The organism is Streptomyces sp. MBT53 (assembly GCF_016654115.1).
In the GTDB taxonomy this organism is placed as follows: Bacteria; Actinomycetota; Actinomycetes; order Streptomycetales; family Streptomycetaceae; genus Streptomyces.
Genome location: NZ_JAEQAZ010000001.1, coordinates 147,410 through 162,212, shown reverse-complemented (window position 1 = coordinate 162,212; position 14,803 = coordinate 147,410). Strand labels below are relative to the sequence as shown.

Genomic DNA, 14,803 nt, shown 5'->3' with positions numbered 1-14,803 from the left:
ATCTCCGGTGGCTCGTCGTCCATTCGTAGGGGTTCTCAGATGCTTGCCTTTGTGGCTGCCGCGCTCTTCGTCATCGCCTTCCTCATCCGTGTCACCGAGACATCGACCCAGCTGGCCTTCACCCCGACGAGCCTCATGCTCCTCGGACTGGCCTTCCTCGCCGCGCACTCGGCCGGCCTGGGGACGGGCTGGTCCGCACGCCGCAGCGGACGTCGGCGCTGACACGGCAAGGCGTCACCGGACCGCCGCGCACACCCCACCGTCGACGAGAAGGTCGATCCCGGAGACGAAAGCGGCCTCGTCCGACAGCAGGAACGCCACCGCCGCCGCGACATCCTCGGCCCGCCCCGTCCGGCCGAGCGGTGTCCGTTCCACGAGCGCGGCCATCGCGGGCTGGGCTTCCGCCTCCTGCCGCCCCTGAGGGGTGTCGATGACACCCGGCGACACGGAACACGCGCGGGCACCGTACGGCCCCAGCCGCACCGCCTCCCGTCGCACGAACCGGTGCACCCCGTGCTTCGCCCACGCGTAGGCGAGCCCGGAGTCCTCTACGGCGGGCCCGAGGGCGTCCCGGAGCCGGTCGAGGAAGTCGTCCTGGAGCGGGTCGTCGAGGATCGCCGCTACGGCGGGATCGGCGTCCAGGTTGCCGAGCAGCGGGGCCATCGAGGCGAAGCACACCAGTGCCGTTCCCTCGGTGGCGAGCGGACGGAGGGCCTCCGCGAGGCGCGCGGTGCCGACGAGGTCGACCTCGAAGATGCGCCGCCAGTCGGCCATGGTGGGCGAGATCCCGGCGGCGTGGGAGACGGCCCTGAGGGTGCCCAATTCGGCTGTGAGGGAGGCGAGTTGGGCGAGTCCGGCCGGGTCGGTGATGTCGAGGACGAAGGGTTCGATCCTCACCTCCGTGTCCGCGGCGGACAGTTCCTTCGCGGCGGCGGTGACGGCCGGTTCGTCGCGGTCCACCAGCAGCAGTGTGTCCACGAGGTCGGCGAGACGTCGTGCGCAGGCCAGTCCCATGCCGCGCCCGGCCCCGGTCGCGATGCCCACGGTCGTCATGCGGTCCCTCCTCCGTGGCTCCAGTACTTCTCCAGGCCCGGCCGCGCCACCCGGTCCACGAGTTCCACGAGCAGACCGCTGGGCCCGCGCAGAAAGGCGAAGGGCGCGCCCCCGGAGCCGACCCGGCGCGCCTCGGTCACGAAGCCCTGCGCGGTGAGTTCGGCCGCGTCGGCGGCGACGTCGTCGGACCAGTAGCCGACGTGGTGCACTCCCCCACCGGCCACCGGCTCCCACAAGGTGCCCGGCACCCGTCGGATGATCTCCAGTCGGGGGAGTGTCCGGGAGTAGGCGCAGCTGATGTCGAGAACAGCGTCTCCGGTCGGCAGCGCCAGCGGAACCGCTCCCCCGATCTCGGCGCACCACTCGTACCCGAAGGCATCCGAGAACTCGGCCAGGGTCGCTTCGAAGTCCTCGACGACAAGCCCGAGATGAAATTGATCCTCGGCCCTCATGACTCCACCACCGCCTCGGAAACGTCGTGCTCGCCGAGGCGGGGCGGCGGCCCGTAGTCGGGCTCGTACCCGGCGACCCGGACAGGACTGCGGACCAATCGGAAGTCCCCGGCCGTCACCACGGCCTCCGGCGTGGCTGCGAGCGCCTGCGGCAGCGTCCGTACGGCGGCGGCCGGCACCCCGAGCGGACGCAGTCGCGCCTCCCAGGACGCGGCCGTGTCGCCGGCCAGGGCGTCCGTGACGGCGGCGAGTACTTCCTCCCGGCGCTCCGCCCGTTCCGCCATGGTGGGAAAACCCTGGAGTCCGGCCTCGGCGGCGAAGGACTTCCAGAAGCCGTCGTGGGTGATGAAGAGCGCCAAGTAGCCCTCGGCCGTGGGGAAGAGCTGGGCCGGTACGTAGAAGGAGTGCGCCCCGAGCGGCAGTCGGCGTGGTTCGGCGCCCTCGTTGAGGTAGGCGGAGGCGCGGTAGTTGAGCTGAGACAGCATCACATCCCGCAGGGACACCTCCACTTGGCCGCCGCGCCCGGAGACGATGTGGGCGAGGAGTCCCAACGCGGCCGTAAGGCCTGATGAGTTGTCGGCGGAGGAGTAGCCGGGGAGGGTCGGCGGACCGTCCGGGTCGCCGGTGAGGGCGGCGACGCCGGTGGCCGCCTGGACCACGTAGTCGAAGGCGGGTTCGTCGCCCGCCGCGAGCCCGTATCCGGTGAGTGCGACGCACACGATCCGCTCGTTCCACTTCCGCAGTACGTCGTAGGTCAGCCCCAGCCGGTGGATCGCCGACGGTTTGAGGTTGACGAGCAACGCGTGGGCGTCGGCGACGAGTTCACCGAGTCCGGCCTGTCCCTCGGCGGTCGTGAGGTCGAGGCGGACGCTGCGCTTGCCGCGGTTGAGGCTGGCGAAGTAGGCGTCGCTCACCTGGCGCGAGATGTCCCCGCCGGGCGGCTCGATCTTGGTGACCTCGGCGCCGAGGTCGGCGAGCATCATCGTGGCGTAGGGGCCCGCCAGCATGTGGCCGACCTCCAGGACGCGGATGCCGTACAGCGGTCCGGCGGTCATCGCAGGTCCGCGGCGAGGCTGGCGAGCATGTCGCGGGTGCGGTACTTGGAGGCGACGAGTTCGTCGCGGTTGTCGCCGATGGGCAGCAGTCGTACGGACAGGTCGGTCACCCCCGCGTCCGCGAACCGCTGGAAGCGGGCGGCGATGGCGTTCTCGTCGCCGGCCGCGCACAGGTCGCCGACGTCGCGGGCGTCGCCGTAGTCCAGCAGGCGCTGGTAGTTGGGCGAGATCTCGGCCTCGCCGAGGATGCGGTTGGCGCGCTCGCGGGCCTCGTCGACGCGGTCGGGGCTGCACAGGCAGACCGGGATGCCCGCGACGATCCGGGGCGCCGGCCGTCCGGCGCTCTCGGCGGCCTTGGTGATGCGGGGCACGACGTGTTCGGCGACCGCGCGTTCGTCGGCCATCCACAGCACGGTCCCGTCGGCCCGTTCCCCGGCGATGCGCAGCATGACCGGGCCGAGGGCCGCGAGCAGGACCGGCAGCCGCGAGACGGGGGCGAGGGTGAGCGGGTTGTGGACGGTGAAGGTGTCGTTCTCGACGTCGACCATGTCCGTTCCGCCGAACGCGGCGTCCAGGACGTCCAGGTAGTCACGGGTGAGCGCGGCCGGTTTCTCGTACGGCAGTCCGAGCATGTCCTGGACGATCCAGTGGTGGGACGGCCCGAGGCCGAGAGCGAGCCGTCCTCCTGCCGCTGCCTGGGCCGAAATCGCCTGCCGGGCAAGGGCGATGGGGTGCTGGGCCTGCAACGGCACGACTGCGGTGCCCAGTTCGATCCGCTCGGTGCGCGCGCCCATGAGCGCGATCGCGGTGAGGGCGTCGAAGTCGGTCGGGATCTGCGGCACCCACACGGTGTCGAAACCCGCCTTCTCGGCCCATTTCACGTCGTCGATCATGCGCGTGACCTTGCGGACCGAGTCCCCGCGCTCGGGCCCGATCATCACTCCGATGCGCACGCTGCCTCCAGGTTTTCGGGTTGCCGCCGGGTCATGGCGAGGTGACGGATGTCAGGGCGCGCATCTCGGTGACGAGGGCGTCGAGCGGTGTGCCCGTGGGGAAGACCGCGGCGGCTCCGGCCGAGAGCAGTTTCGGTACGTCGGCGGGCGGGATGGTGCCGCCCACCACGACGGCGATGTCCTCGGCGCCCGTGGCGCGCAGCGCCTCGATCACGCGGGTGGTGAGAGCGAGATGTGCGCCGGAGAGAATGCTGAGTCCGACGACGGCGACGTCCTCCTGGACGGCGACGGCCACGATGTCGTCGACGCGCTGCCGGATCCCGGTGAAGATGACTTCGAAGCCCGCGTCGCGCAGGGTCCGCGCGACGATCTTGGCTCCGCGGTCGTGTCCGTCGAGCCCCGGTTTGGCCACCAGTACACGGGAGTTCATCAGAACACCACCGGCTGCTGGAACTCGCCCCAGACCGCCTTGAGCGCGGCCACCATCTCGCCGACCGTGCAGTAGGCGTTGGCGCAGTCGACCAGGATGGGCATGAGGTTGTCGGTACCTTCCGCGGCGCGGGCCAGTTCGGCGAGGCGTTGCCGTACGAGTGCTGCGTCTCGGGTGGCCTTGACGTCGGCGAGCCGTTTCAGCTGCCGGTCACGGCCCTCCGCGTCCAGTTCGTACGTGGCGAGGTCGGGCGGCGGCTCGTCGGAGACGAAACGGTTGACTCCGACGACAGGACGGGTGCCGGCCTCCACCTCGCGGTGCAGCTGGTAGGCCTCGTCGGCGATGAGGGTCTGCAGATAGCCGTCCTCGATGGCCCGGACCATGCCGCCGTAGCGCTCCAGATCCTCCATGATCTCGACGATGCGTTCCTCGGTGGCGTCGGTGAGCGCCTCCACGAAGTACGAGCCGCCGAGCGGGTCCGCGACCCTGGCAACGCCCGTCTCGTGGGCGAGGATCTGCTGCGTGCGCAGCGCGAGCGTCGCCGACTCCTCGCTGGGCAGGGCGAACGGTTCGTCCCAGGCGGCCGTGAACATGGACTGGACCCCGCCGAGGACCGAGGCGAGTGCCTCGTAGGCCACGCGGACCGTGTTGTTCTGGGCCTGGGGTGCGTAGAGCGAGGCCCCTCCGGCGACGCAGCCGAAGCGGAACATGGCCGCCTTGTCGCTGTCCGCGCCGTACCGCTCGCGCACGATGGTCGCCCAACGCCTGCGTCCGGCACGGTACTTGGCGATCTCCTCGAAGAAGTCGCCATGTGTGTAGAAGAAGAAGGAGACCTGCGGGGCGAACTGATCGATCGTCATACGGCCCCGGGCGAGCACCGTGTCGCAGTAGGTGACCCCGTCCGCGAGGGTGAACGCCATTTCCTGTACGGCGTTGGCGCCGGCGTCGCGGAAGTGCGAGCCGGCGACCGAGATGGCGTTGAAGCGCGGCACTTCGGCGGCGCAGAACTCGATGGTGTCGGCGATGAGCCGGAGGGACGGCTCGGCCGGCCAGATCCAAGTGCCCCTGGACGCGTACTCCTTGAGGATGTCGTTCTGGATCGTCCCGGTGAGTTTCGCCCGGGGCACGCCCGCCCGTTCGGCGGCGGCGACGTAGAAGGCGAGCAGGATCGCGGCGGTGCCGTTGATGGTGAAGCTGGTGCTGATCCTGTCCAACGGGATGCCCTCGAAGAGGACTTCGGCGTCGGCGAGCGTGTCGACGGCGACGCCGACCCGGCCCACCTCCTCGCCGACTTCGGGGTCGTCGGAGTCGTAGCCGCACTGGGTGGGCAGGTCGAGCGCCACCGAGAGTCCGGTGCCGCCCTGTTGGAGGAGGTAGTGGTAGCGGCGGTTCGACGATTCGGCGGTGCCGAAGCCGGAGTACTGGCGCAGTGTCCACAGCCGTCCCCGGTAGCCGGTGGCGTAATTGCCGCGCGTGAAGGGGAAGTTGCCGGGCGCGGGCGGTTCGGCCTTGACGTCGTCGGGGCCGTAGACCGGTTTGAGGGGCAGGCCGGACGCGGTCCGGACGGGTTCGTCGCCCTGGGGCGGTGTGGGAGGCGTCATCGCAGGAGGTCCTTCATCACCTTTCCTGTGGCGTTCAGCGGCAGTTCCGTCAGGAACTCCACCGACCGGGGCACCTTGAACCCGGCCATCCGGCGCCGGCTCCACTCGATCAACTCGTCGGCGGTCAGCGGCTGTCGGAGGACGACGAAGGCCTTGCCGACCTGTCCCATCCGTTCGTCGGGGACGCCGATCACGGCGGCCTGGGCGACCGCCGGGTGTTCCATCAGGAAGCCCTCGATCTCGGCCGGGTAGGCGTTGAAGCCGCCGACGATGAACATGTCCTTCTTGCGGCCGACGATCCTCAGATAGCCGCGCTCGTCGAGCGTGCCGAGGTCCCCGGTGTGCAACCAGCCGTCCTCGTCGATGGCTTCGGCGGTCGCCTCGGGGTCGTTGAAGTAGCCGCGCATGACGCTGTAGCCGCGGACCAACACCTCGCCGTCGTCGGCGATGTGGATCTCGACGCCGTCGCACGCAGTGCCCACGGTGGTGGCGATGTCCTCGAAGGAGTCGCCGGGGCGGGTGGCGGTGGCGGTGCCCGCCTCGGTCAGGCCGTAGCCGGTCATGATCGAGGTGAAGGGGAGTTCGGTCATCACCCGGCGGATCAGTTCGACGGGGATGTCGGCTGCTCCGGTGACCGCAACTCGCAGTGAGGACAGGTCCCTTGAGCCGCGGTCGGTGAGCAGGGAGTGGTAGAGCGTGGGCGGGCCGGGCAGGACCGTCACCTTCTCGCGCTCGACCAGGTCGAGGACGTGGTCCACGTCGAAGACGGGCACAGGGAGGATGGTCATGCCGCGGATGAGCGAGGCGACCATGCCCGCCTTGAAGCCGAAGATGTGGAAGAACGGGTTGACGATCAGATAGCGGTCGCCCTCCCTGACCCCGGCCAGGTCGCACCATTCCGCGTACAGGCGGAGCGTCTGGGCGTGGGTCATCAGGACGCCCTTGGGCCGGCCGGTGGTGCCGGAGGTGAAGACGATGTCGCTGACCTGGTCGCCGGTCACCTTCCGCTCGAAGGGTGAACCGCTCGCCAGGAAGCCGGACTTGAGGTCGATGACCGGCACACCGGGCGGTGCCTTGAAGTCCAGGCCGAGGAAGCCCTCCTGGACGAGAACGGCCTTCGCCCCGCTGCGGACGATGATGTCGTGCGCCTCGTCCGCCTTGAAGCGGGTGTTGACGGGCACGACCACACCGCCCGCGGTCATGAGACCGAAGGCGGCGACGATCCACTCGGCGGAGTTGGGCGCCCAGATCGCGACCCGGTCGCCCTGCTCCACCCCGGCCGACGCGAACGCTCCCGCAGCCACACGCACCCGATCGACCAGCTCGGTGAACGTGAGGCGGAGCGGGCCGTCCACCACGGCTTCGGCGTCACCGAAGCGGTCGGCCGCGCTCAGCACCATCTGCGGGATGCTCTCCCAGGTCATACGCCGATCAGGCGGGCGAGGTTGCCGCCCATGATCTTGGCCTGGTCGACCTGTTTCATGCCCTGGATGGCGTCGATGTAGGAGACCGGGTCGGCCAGTCCCTCGGGGTGGGGGTAGTCGGAGCCGAACAGGACGCGCTCGACGCCGACGACCTCGGAGAGGGCGGCCATGTCCTCCTCCCAGAACGGGCTGATGTGGATACGGTTCCTGACCTCTTCGACCGGATCGCCCAGGAAGCCCTTGGGCTGCTTCTTGTAGGTGCTGGCGAGCTGGTCGAGCAGCGGCAGCAGCCACGAGGAGCCGTTCTCGATGACCGAGACCTTGAGTTCCGGGAAGCGGAACAGGGCTCCGTGGCAGACCCAGGACGCGACCGCGTCGGTGACCGGGCGCCACTCGGACATCATCCGGAAGACCTGCGCCTGGAAGGGCGTCATCTCCTGGCTCTTGCCCTCCCAGTCGCTGGAGTAGCGCGAGTAGCCGCTGTCGGAGGAGTGCATGGCGACCAGTACGCCCGCCTCCTCGACGCGCTTCCAGAACGGGTCGAACTCCGGCAGCGCGAAGGACCGCGAGCCGCCGTAGCCGGGGACGGGTGCGGGCCGGACGAGGATCGCCCGCGCTCCGCGCTCCAGGCACCACTCCAGTTCGGCGATCGCCTTGTCCAGGATCGGCAGGCTGATCACCGGGGTGGTGAAGATGCGGTTCTTGTAGTTGAACTGCCAGGTCTCGTGCAGCCATTGGTTGAGGGCGTGCACGACGACGTGGATCAGCTCCGGGTCGTCCCGCATCCGTTCCTCGACCAGGCTGGCGAGGGTCGGGAACATCAGGGTCTGCTGGATGCCCAGGTCGTCCATGAGGGCCAGGCGCGGAGCGGGTTCGCGGAACGCGGGGATCGACCGCATCGGCTCGCCGAACAGCTCCCGGTGGGACTTGCCTTCGGGGTTGCCCTCGCGGAAGTAGTCCTCCCAGGCCCCTGGACGGGCGACGACCTCGAACGTGGGGTTGGGGATGTAGTCACTGATCTGACCGCGGATGGCGATCTTCGTACGCCCCTTCACCTGCACGTACTGGATGGCGCTCGCGTACTGCTTGGGCAGGTACCGGGTGAGCGCGTCCTCGGTCTCGTACAGGTGGTTGTCCGCGTCGAACAGCGGATACGGCGGCACACGCGATGGCATGAGATCCTCCTTCGCAGATTGCGAGAATCATATTCTCACTCTTGATGGGCGGCAATGTCCTTGCGGAGAACGAACTTCTGAACCTTGCCGCTTGCGGTACGCGGGAAGTCCTCGACGACGTGCAGTTCCTCCGGCCACTTCTGCCGGGCCAGACCCACCGCGGCGAAGTGGGCACGGAGATCGTCGAGGGTGGGTTCGGGGTGGCCGGTCCGCAGTCGTACGACGGCTGCCGCGTGCTCGCCGAGGCGGGCGTCGGGGGCGGCCACGACCGCGGCCTCGGCGACGGCCGGCAGGGCGAGGAGAACCTCCTCCACCTCCAGCGCGCCGATGTTCTCGCCGCCGCGGATGATGATGTCCGCCTTGCGGTCGGTGATGGTGAGGTAGCCGTCCTCGTCGAGACGGCCGATGTCGCCGGTGCGGTACCAGCCGTCCGCGTCGAAGGCGCGCTCGGTGAGGGCGTCGTCGGTGTAGCCGAGGCACAGGTCGGGGCCGCGGCTGAGGATCTCGCCGTCCTCGGCGAGGCGGATCTCCACCCCGTCGAGTACGTCTCCGTCCGTGTAGAGGCGTTTGTCCTCGGGTGCGGTGTGAGCCGAGGCCGTGATCGAGGGGTGCTCCGTGCTGCCGTAGGCCCGGAAGACCGTGATGCCGAGGTCCGCGAGCCGTCTGGTCACCGCGTTCGGTACGGCCGCGCCGCCGAGGCCCGCGTACTTCATGCGCGTGAGGTGGGCGGGCGTGAAGTCGGGGTGGTCGAGCAGGCTCGTCATGTAGTAGGCGGCGCCGCCTCCGACGGTGAGTCCGTCTCGGGCCATCAACTCCAGGGCGAGGCCCGGGTCCCAGGTGTCGGCGAGGTTCACCGGAGAGCCGTCGAGGACGGGGATCAGGAAGGCGTTCACCATGCCGATGAAGTGGCCGACGGGCGCGGAGGTGAGCTGGTGGCCGCGGTCGGGCGGGTAGCGGCCGGCCAGTTGGCGGGTCTCGAAGCCCAGGGTGTTGTGGCTGTGCACAACCCCCTTGGGGTCGCGGGTCGTTCCGGAGGTGAAGGCGATCAGCGCGGGGCCGGAGGGGTCCGTGGGCAGGACGCCGGACAGTGGTTCGTCGGCGAGCAGGTCGTCGAAGTCCCGCCCGACGACGCCGACCACCGGGATCTTCGCGCTCAGTTCGGGGTCGTAGGAGAGATGCCCGAACCGTTCGGCGGTGACGAAGACCTTGGGTTCGACCGTGTCCAGGATGTAGCCGACTTCCTTGCGACCGTAGAAGTGCACGATCGGCACCACGACCGCGCCGAGGAACGCCGAGGCCCAGAAGACGGCGGCGGCCTCCATCCAGTTGGGCAGTTGGAGTGCCACCACGTCGCCGGGGACGACGCCCAACTCGCTCAGTCCTGCGGCCAGTCGGCGGGCCGTCAGTTCGACCTCGGCGAAGGTGCCTTCCCAGGGCCGTACCGCCGAGTGCACGCGGAACGCGGCGCCCGGGGCGGCCTCCAGCCCCCGTGCCAGCAGGTCACCGATCGTCTCCCCGGTCCACCACCCCTCCGCCTCGTAGCGCCTGACCAGTTCAGCGGGGACAGTTCGCACGACAGGAACTTCCTCTCGTCATTGAGAATTGCACTCTCTCAGAGCGAGAAGGTAAATTCCATACATGGGACGAGACCACGGGTTCCACCCGGTCCGGATCACCCGGATCATCCAGGAGACGCCCGACACCCGGACGTACGTACTCGACGCGCCCTTCCCGTACCGGGCGGGCCAGTTCGTCACGATCAAGGCCTGCGGCACGCTGCGCAGTTACTCGATGTCCAGTTCGCCGGAGACGGACGCCGAGTTGATGACGACGGTGAAGCGGGTTCCGGGGGGTCTGGTGTCCAACTGGATGCACGACCACCTGGCACCCGGCGATGTCGTCGAAACAACGCTGCCCGCAGGGGTGTTCTGTCTGCGGGAGGACGAACAGGCGGGCTCCGCCCACGAGTTCGCCGCTCCGGTGGTGGCGTTCTGCGGGGGCAGCGGGATCACCCCGGTCCTCTCGCTCGCCAAGTCCGCGCTGGCCGGCACCGGGCGCCCGGTGCGGGTGCTGTCGGCCAACCGGGACGCGGGTGCCGTCATCTTCGCCACCGCACTGGGCGAGTTGGAGCGGCGGTACCCCGGACGGTTCGAGATCCGGCACCATCTCGACGACTGGGAGGGCTTCGTCACGGCGGACCAGGTACGGGAGTTCGCGGGCGGCGACACGGACGCGGACTTCTACCTCTGCGGGCCCGCGCCCTTCATGGAGCTGGTGGAGAACGCGCTTCTCGCCCATGGAGTCGCCCCTGAGCGGATCTTCGTCGAACGGTTCGCGCAGACCGCCGATCCACCACCCGAGGACACCCCTGAGCAGGAGGGGACCCTGACGCTCGTGCTCTCCGGCAGGCGGCACACGCTCGCGCAGCGTTCCGGCGAGACGTTTCTGGAGAGCGCGCGTCGGGCAGGTCTGGCCCCGCCGTTCTCCTGCGAGGCGGGCAACTGCGCCACCTGTATCGCCCAAGTCACCGAAGGCGAGGCCAAGATGCGGGTCAACAACGCGCTCGACGAGGACGAGATCGCCGAGGGCTGGGTCCTGACCTGCCAGGGCGAGCCGAGAACGCCGCACGTCACTGTCGTATACGAGGACTGAGGCCCATGGACGTAGATCTCGAACTCGACGAGGGCCTGGCGGTCATCACCATCGACCGTCCTCATGCCCGCAACGCCATCGCCCAGGCCACCATGGACGAGCTCGACAAGGCGCTCGACGCGGCCTCCGGCGCCAAGGCGCTGGTCGTCACGGGTGCCGGCGACCGGGCGTTCGTCTCCGGCGGGGATCTCAAGCAGCTCAGTGCGGTCCGGACCGAGGAGGACGCGATGGCCATGGCCCTGCGGATGCGGGGGATCTGCGATCGCATCGCGGACTTCCCGGGACCGGTGATCGCCGCGTTGAACGGGCACGCGTTCGGCGGCGGCGCCGAGGTCGCGGTGGCCGCCGACATCCGGGTCGCCGCCGACGACATCAGGATCGGCTTCAACCAGGTGGCGCTGGCCATCATGCCGGCGTGGGGCGGCGCCGAGCGACTTGCCCAACTCGTGGGCAAGGGGCGCGCGTTGATGCTCGCCGGGGCCGGGACCGTACTCGGCGCGGCCGAGGCTCAGCGGGTCGGGCTGCTCGATCTGGTGCTGCCCCGCGCCGAGTTCGCCGACGGCTGGCGGACCCTGGCCAGATCGCTGGCGACCAATCCGGCGCGGGAGATCAAGCGCGTGATGAGCGGAGCCGTCCCGGAGGAGGAGGCGGCCCGCGCCTTCGCCCGCCTCTGGGTGTCCGACGAGCACTGGCAGGCAGCGGAGAGGGTGATGTCCCGTGGGTGACACACGAGTTGGGGCGACCGGAGCGAGCGCGGACCTGGCCGACGTACGAGCGCATTCGGCTCGGGCGGGGGCCGGCGACGGGCGGGTGCGGGTCGAGTCGAGCCCGGTCGGGCCGATCGTACGGCCGCCGGACGCGAGCGATCTGGTGATCCTGTATCTGCACGGGGACCGGCAGTTGTCGGGTTCACCGGAGTCGGCGGTCGACCTCGCGGAGCGACTCGCCCTGCGCACGGGGGCGGTTGTGGTGTGCCCGCGCTACCGTTCGTCGTTCCCGGGGGCGCTGGACGATGTGCACGCCGTGTACAGCTCGTGCCAGGCCCGTGGTCCGGTGGCGCTGGCCGGTGAGCGGCTCGGGGCCGGGCTCGCCGCCTCGCTGCTGGTGCGGCTGCGGGACATGGGAGCGCCGGAGCCGGACTGCGCGGTGCTGAGTTCGGCGCTGCTCGATCTGACGCTGGACGCGCCGAGTCTGCTGTTCAACGCGGCGGCCGATCCGGGCTTCGACATCGACGAACTCCGGCTGCACGCGGCCCGGTTCGCGGCCGGCGCCGACCGGACCAACCCGCTGCTCAGTCCGCTGCACGCCAACCTGCACGGACTGCCGCCGATCCAACTCCTGGTGGCGGGGACCGATCCGCTGCTGGACGACTCGCTGTCGTTCGCCGCCCGCGCGGCCCGCTCCGGTGTCACGGTGGATCTCCGGGTACGGCCGGACGCGGTGAGTCTGCATCCGGAGAGCGTGACGGCGATGGCCGATTTCATACAGGCGTGGGCCCGAGCAGCACGCCCATGACCTCGCGGATGATCTCGGGATAGTCGGTCTGCTCCTCGTCGAGCATCCACTGCTGCTGGACCCCGTCGAGCATCGCCACCACGGCGGTGGCGGCCGCTCGCGGGGTCAGACCGCTGGGTACGCGGTCGCCGTAGAGCGCGGTGAGGTGCTCGACGGTGTGCTCCTGGATCGCGCGGTAGTAGTCGTGGCAGAAGCGCAGTGCCTCGTCGCTGCCGGTGACGCCCTCGGCCACGAGAACGCTGTGGATCTGGGCGAGACCGGGGTTCTTGTGGTCGTAGGTGATGACCTCGGCGAGCAGCCCCGGGAGGTCCTCACCGGGGTCGGCCTGGAGGGCGGCCAGGTGTTCGCGGGCCAGGTCCTCGCGGAGCTGGACGAGGGCCAGGAGCAGCCGTTTCTTGCTGGGGAAGTAGTGCAGGACGCCCTGTCTGGTCAGACCGGCACGCTCCGCCACGGCGTCGATGGACGCCTTCTTGTAGCCGCGCTCGGCGAACACCGCCAGCGCGGCGGCAAGGATCTCCTCGTATCGGGCCGACGTCATTGGGGACCCCTTTCACCGCGGCAACACCGATGTGACACTACGGTTGCCGTGGCGATAGGGCGACCCTTCCGGCCATTGCCGATCCCTTGCCCGTCATGCGCCCCGGGGCGGCAGGTCGAAGCCGGAGACGATCACGGCGTTGGTGTCGGCGGCGGCCTGCCGCAGGGGCTTCGCGCGCCCGTACGCCTCCGAGTCGTACCAGGCGCGTGCCGCCTCCACCGAATCGAATTCGAGAACGACGGTCCGGTCGCCGTGCCACTCGCCCTCGAGGAGCTGCGGCCGGCCGTCGGCCGCGAGGACGGACGCGCCGCCCTGTGCGATCGACGGTCCGGCGGCACGGCTGTAGGCGTCCATTCCGGCCGGGTCCTTGATGGACTCGGTCAGGATGACGTACCCCTTGGGCATGCGTTCTCCTCAACTCACTGCTCGTGCAGGCTAGTTGACCGTGATGGCGCGCTCGGGGCAGCTGCTGGTCGCCTCGCGGACCTGGGCCTCGTACTCGGTGGGGACTTCCGGGGTCAGAACCTCGGCGTAGCCGTCGTCGGTGAGGTCGAAGACCTCGGGGCAGATCGACCAGCAGATGCCGTGGCCCCGGCAGCGGTCCGTGTCGATGACGGCTTTCATCGGGCGGACTCCTCGGCGAGCGTGAACTCCAGGTTCAGATGGGTGAGGCCGCGCAGGATGTACGTCGGCAGGTAACGGTAGTTCCGCGCGTCGGCGGGGCCGTGCGCGCTCTCCGAGATCCTGATGTCCGTCGTACGGTCGAGGATGCGCTCGATGCCCACCCGGGCCTCGGCGCGGGCCAGCGGGGCACCGGGGCAGGTGTGCGGGCCGCGGCCGAAGGCGAGGTGGTGGCGGGCGTTGGCGCGGGCCGGGTCGAAGGTCTCGGGGTCCTCGAAGTGGCGCGGGTCGCGGTTGGCGGCGCCGTTGAGGACCATGAGGGTGGTGCCGGCGGGGATGTCGACGCCGCCCACCGTGGACGCCGCGCGCGACAGCCGGAAGTCGCCCTTGATCGGGCTCTCCGTGCGCAGCGTCTCCTCGATGAAGTTCGGGATGCGATCGCGCTCGGTGCGCAGCAGGTGCTGCAGATCGGGGTCTTCGGCGATCAGCTTGAGGGCGTTGCTCAGCAGCCGGACGGTGGTCTCCTGGCCGGCTGCGAAGAGGTTGGTGGCGACGCGGGCCACGTCGGCGACGTCGGGGGTCGAGCCGTCGGGGAACTTCGCGGTGGCGAGGCCCGTGATCACGTCCTCGCGGGGTTCGCGGCGGCGCTCCTCGACATAGGCCGAGAACTGCTCGTACAGGTATTCCAGCGGTGAGTGCGCGACTGCGCCGTCGGTGCTCCCGATGCCTCCCCGCGGCTGGTGTTCGAGGCCCTCCACGAACGAGTTGCGGTCCTCGTCGGGCACACCGAGCAGGTCGGCGATGACCCGCAGGGTGAAGGGGCCGGCGAACCCGCTGATGAAATCGCCCTCGCCGGCCGCGAGATACGCGTCGAGCTGGGCGTCGGCGAGGTGCCACATCGACGCCTCGTTCTCCTTGAGGCGGCGCGGGGTGATCAGCCGCATCAGCAGTCCGCGGTGGTCCGTGTGCAGCGGCGCGTCCAGCGTCGGCAGCTGGTCGCTGAACGGGAGCTGGTCGCGGTACTGCTCGATCAGCGCGCTGACGTCGACGTCGCCGTCCAGCGGAACCGGGAACCCGGGGAAGGGGCCGGTCACCGAGAGGCAGGACGAGTAGGTGTCGGCGTCGTTGAGGACCTGGATCGCCTCGTCGTATCCCGTCACCATCGTCACGTCGTGGTGGCTCTCGCGCTGCACCGGGCATTTCCCGCGCAGGGCCGCCAAGTAGGGGTACGGATCCGCGACGACCTCGTCGTCCTGGAAGAAGTCGATCGCCTCGAAGTCCTTCACGGTGTGCACGGTTCCCTTCCGTCACCAGTCTGACGACGAGCGACGATA

Annotated in this window: 17 protein-coding genes; 4 read left to right on the top strand and 13 right to left on the bottom strand. The window is 69.8% G+C overall.

Going from position 1 to position 14,803, the window contains the following annotated elements; translation table 11 throughout:
* The first annotated feature begins 51 nt into the window (after positions 1-51).
* Positions 52-222: a hypothetical protein gene (locus JHN45_RS00770; protein WP_374192752.1), complete on the top strand. Its 171-nt coding sequence runs from the start codon at positions 52-54 to the stop codon at positions 220-222.
* 12 nt (positions 223-234) lie between these two features.
* Here the strand turns inward: JHN45_RS00770 and JHN45_RS00765 are convergent, their stop codons facing one another.
* From JHN45_RS00765 to JHN45_RS00725, 9 genes are read right to left on the bottom strand one after another with little or no spacing between them, the layout of a single operon-like run.
* Positions 235-1,053: an SDR family oxidoreductase gene (locus JHN45_RS00765; protein WP_200711220.1), complete on the bottom strand. Its 819-nt coding sequence runs from the start codon at positions 1,051-1,053 to the stop codon at positions 235-237.
* Positions 1,050-1,505, bottom strand: a complete 456-nt coding sequence (locus JHN45_RS00760) for a VOC family protein (protein ID WP_201047561.1) — start codon at positions 1,503-1,505, stop codon at positions 1,050-1,052. The genes JHN45_RS00765 and JHN45_RS00760 overlap by 4 nt, the downstream gene beginning before the upstream one ends.
* Positions 1,502-2,560 carry a CaiB/BaiF CoA-transferase family protein gene (locus tag JHN45_RS00755; protein WP_201047560.1) on the bottom strand — a complete coding sequence of 353 codons (1,059 nt, stop codon included), beginning with the start codon at positions 2,558-2,560 and terminating at the stop codon, positions 1,502-1,504. The genes JHN45_RS00760 and JHN45_RS00755 overlap by 4 nt, the downstream gene beginning before the upstream one ends.
* Positions 2,557-3,513 carry an LLM class F420-dependent oxidoreductase gene (locus JHN45_RS00750; protein WP_201047559.1) on the bottom strand — a complete coding sequence of 319 codons (957 nt, stop codon included), beginning with the start codon at positions 3,511-3,513 and terminating at the stop codon, positions 2,557-2,559. Before JHN45_RS00750 ends, JHN45_RS00755 begins: the two co-directional genes overlap by 4 nt.
* Positions 3,514-3,544: 31 nt before the next feature.
* On the bottom strand, positions 3,545-3,943 hold the full coding sequence (locus tag JHN45_RS00745) for a cobalamin B12-binding domain-containing protein (protein WP_200711216.1): 399 nt from the start codon (positions 3,941-3,943) through the stop codon (positions 3,545-3,547).
* Complete coding sequence (locus JHN45_RS00740) at positions 3,943-5,544, bottom strand: methylmalonyl-CoA mutase family protein (RefSeq protein WP_201047558.1); 1,602 nt, start codon at positions 5,542-5,544, stop codon at positions 3,943-3,945. Before JHN45_RS00740 ends, JHN45_RS00745 begins: the two co-directional genes overlap by 1 nt.
* Positions 5,541-6,968 (bottom strand): FadD3 family acyl-CoA ligase, encoded by a 1,428-nt coding sequence (locus JHN45_RS00735; RefSeq protein WP_200711214.1) that lies wholly within the window; start codon positions 6,966-6,968, stop codon positions 5,541-5,543. The genes JHN45_RS00740 and JHN45_RS00735 overlap by 4 nt, the downstream gene beginning before the upstream one ends.
* Positions 6,965-8,143, bottom strand: coding sequence for an amidohydrolase family protein (locus tag JHN45_RS00730; protein WP_201047557.1), 1,179 nt, complete (start codon positions 8,141-8,143; stop codon positions 6,965-6,967). The genes JHN45_RS00735 and JHN45_RS00730 overlap by 4 nt, the downstream gene beginning before the upstream one ends.
* A 35-nt stretch (positions 8,144-8,178) precedes the next feature.
* Positions 8,179-9,717 (bottom strand): AMP-binding protein, encoded by a 1,539-nt coding sequence (locus tag JHN45_RS00725; protein WP_201047556.1) that lies wholly within the window; start codon positions 9,715-9,717, stop codon positions 8,179-8,181.
* 64 nt (positions 9,718-9,781) lie between these two features.
* Between JHN45_RS00725 and JHN45_RS00720 the strand changes: the two genes are divergently transcribed.
* From JHN45_RS00720 to JHN45_RS00710, 3 genes are read left to right on the top strand one after another with little or no spacing between them, the layout of a single operon-like run.
* Entirely contained in the window at positions 9,782-10,795 is a 1,014-nt protein-coding gene (locus JHN45_RS00720) for a ferredoxin--NADP reductase (protein WP_201047555.1), read from the top strand.
* 5 nt (positions 10,796-10,800) lie between these two features.
* A complete protein-coding gene (locus JHN45_RS00715; protein WP_200711211.1) occupies positions 10,801-11,520 on the top strand; it encodes an enoyl-CoA hydratase/isomerase family protein in 720 nt (239 codons plus the stop codon).
* On the top strand, positions 11,513-12,310 hold the full coding sequence (locus JHN45_RS00710) for an alpha/beta hydrolase fold domain-containing protein (protein ID WP_307783012.1): 798 nt from the start codon (positions 11,513-11,515) through the stop codon (positions 12,308-12,310). Before JHN45_RS00715 ends, JHN45_RS00710 begins: the two co-directional genes overlap by 8 nt.
* Here the strand turns inward: JHN45_RS00710 and JHN45_RS00705 are convergent.
* The 4 genes from JHN45_RS00705 to JHN45_RS00690 form a co-directional block, all read right to left on the bottom strand.
* Positions 12,276-12,848 (bottom strand): TetR/AcrR family transcriptional regulator, encoded by a 573-nt coding sequence (locus JHN45_RS00705; protein ID WP_201047554.1) that lies wholly within the window; start codon positions 12,846-12,848, stop codon positions 12,276-12,278. The two genes, JHN45_RS00710 and JHN45_RS00705, sit on opposite strands and share 35 nt — an antisense overlap.
* 93 nt (positions 12,849-12,941) lie before the next feature.
* Positions 12,942-13,253 (bottom strand): DUF1330 domain-containing protein, encoded by a 312-nt coding sequence (locus tag JHN45_RS00700; RefSeq protein WP_201047553.1) that lies wholly within the window; start codon positions 13,251-13,253, stop codon positions 12,942-12,944.
* Between the two features lie 30 nt (positions 13,254-13,283).
* Positions 13,284-13,472: a ferredoxin gene (locus JHN45_RS00695; protein WP_200711208.1), complete on the bottom strand. Its 189-nt coding sequence runs from the start codon at positions 13,470-13,472 to the stop codon at positions 13,284-13,286.
* A complete protein-coding gene (locus JHN45_RS00690; protein WP_201047552.1) occupies positions 13,469-14,764 on the bottom strand; it encodes a cytochrome P450 in 1,296 nt (431 codons plus the stop codon). The genes JHN45_RS00695 and JHN45_RS00690 overlap by 4 nt, the downstream gene beginning before the upstream one ends.
* Positions 14,765-14,803: the final 39 nt, after the last annotated feature.

Coding starts and splice junctions, on each gene's coding strand:
- JHN45_RS00700 (WP_201047553.1), bottom strand. CDS start 13,253: ATGCCCAAGGGGTACGTCATCCTGACCGAGTCCATCAAGGACCCGGCC.
- JHN45_RS00715 (WP_200711211.1), top strand. CDS start 10,801: ATGGACGTAGATCTCGAACTCGACGAGGGCCTGGCGGTCATCACCATC.
- JHN45_RS00740 (WP_201047558.1), bottom strand. CDS start 5,544: ATGACGCCTCCCACACCGCCCCAGGGCGACGAACCCGTCCGGACCGCG.
- JHN45_RS00760 (WP_201047561.1), bottom strand. CDS start 1,505: ATGAGGGCCGAGGATCAATTTCATCTCGGGCTTGTCGTCGAGGACTTC.
- JHN45_RS00695 (WP_200711208.1), bottom strand. CDS start 13,472: ATGAAAGCCGTCATCGACACGGACCGCTGCCGGGGCCACGGCATCTGC.
- JHN45_RS00730 (WP_201047557.1), bottom strand. CDS start 8,143: ATGCCATCGCGTGTGCCGCCGTATCCGCTGTTCGACGCGGACAACCAC.
- JHN45_RS00720 (WP_201047555.1), top strand. CDS start 9,782: ATGGGACGAGACCACGGGTTCCACCCGGTCCGGATCACCCGGATCATC.
- JHN45_RS00765 (WP_200711220.1), bottom strand. CDS start 1,053: ATGACGACCGTGGGCATCGCGACCGGGGCCGGGCGCGGCATGGGACTG.
- JHN45_RS00745 (WP_200711216.1), bottom strand. CDS start 3,943: ATGAACTCCCGTGTACTGGTGGCCAAACCGGGGCTCGACGGACACGAC.
- JHN45_RS00705 (WP_201047554.1), bottom strand. CDS start 12,848: ATGACGTCGGCCCGATACGAGGAGATCCTTGCCGCCGCGCTGGCGGTG.
- JHN45_RS00735 (WP_200711214.1), bottom strand. CDS start 6,968: ATGACCTGGGAGAGCATCCCGCAGATGGTGCTGAGCGCGGCCGACCGC.
- JHN45_RS00755 (WP_201047560.1), bottom strand. CDS start 2,560: ATGACCGCCGGACCGCTGTACGGCATCCGCGTCCTGGAGGTCGGCCAC.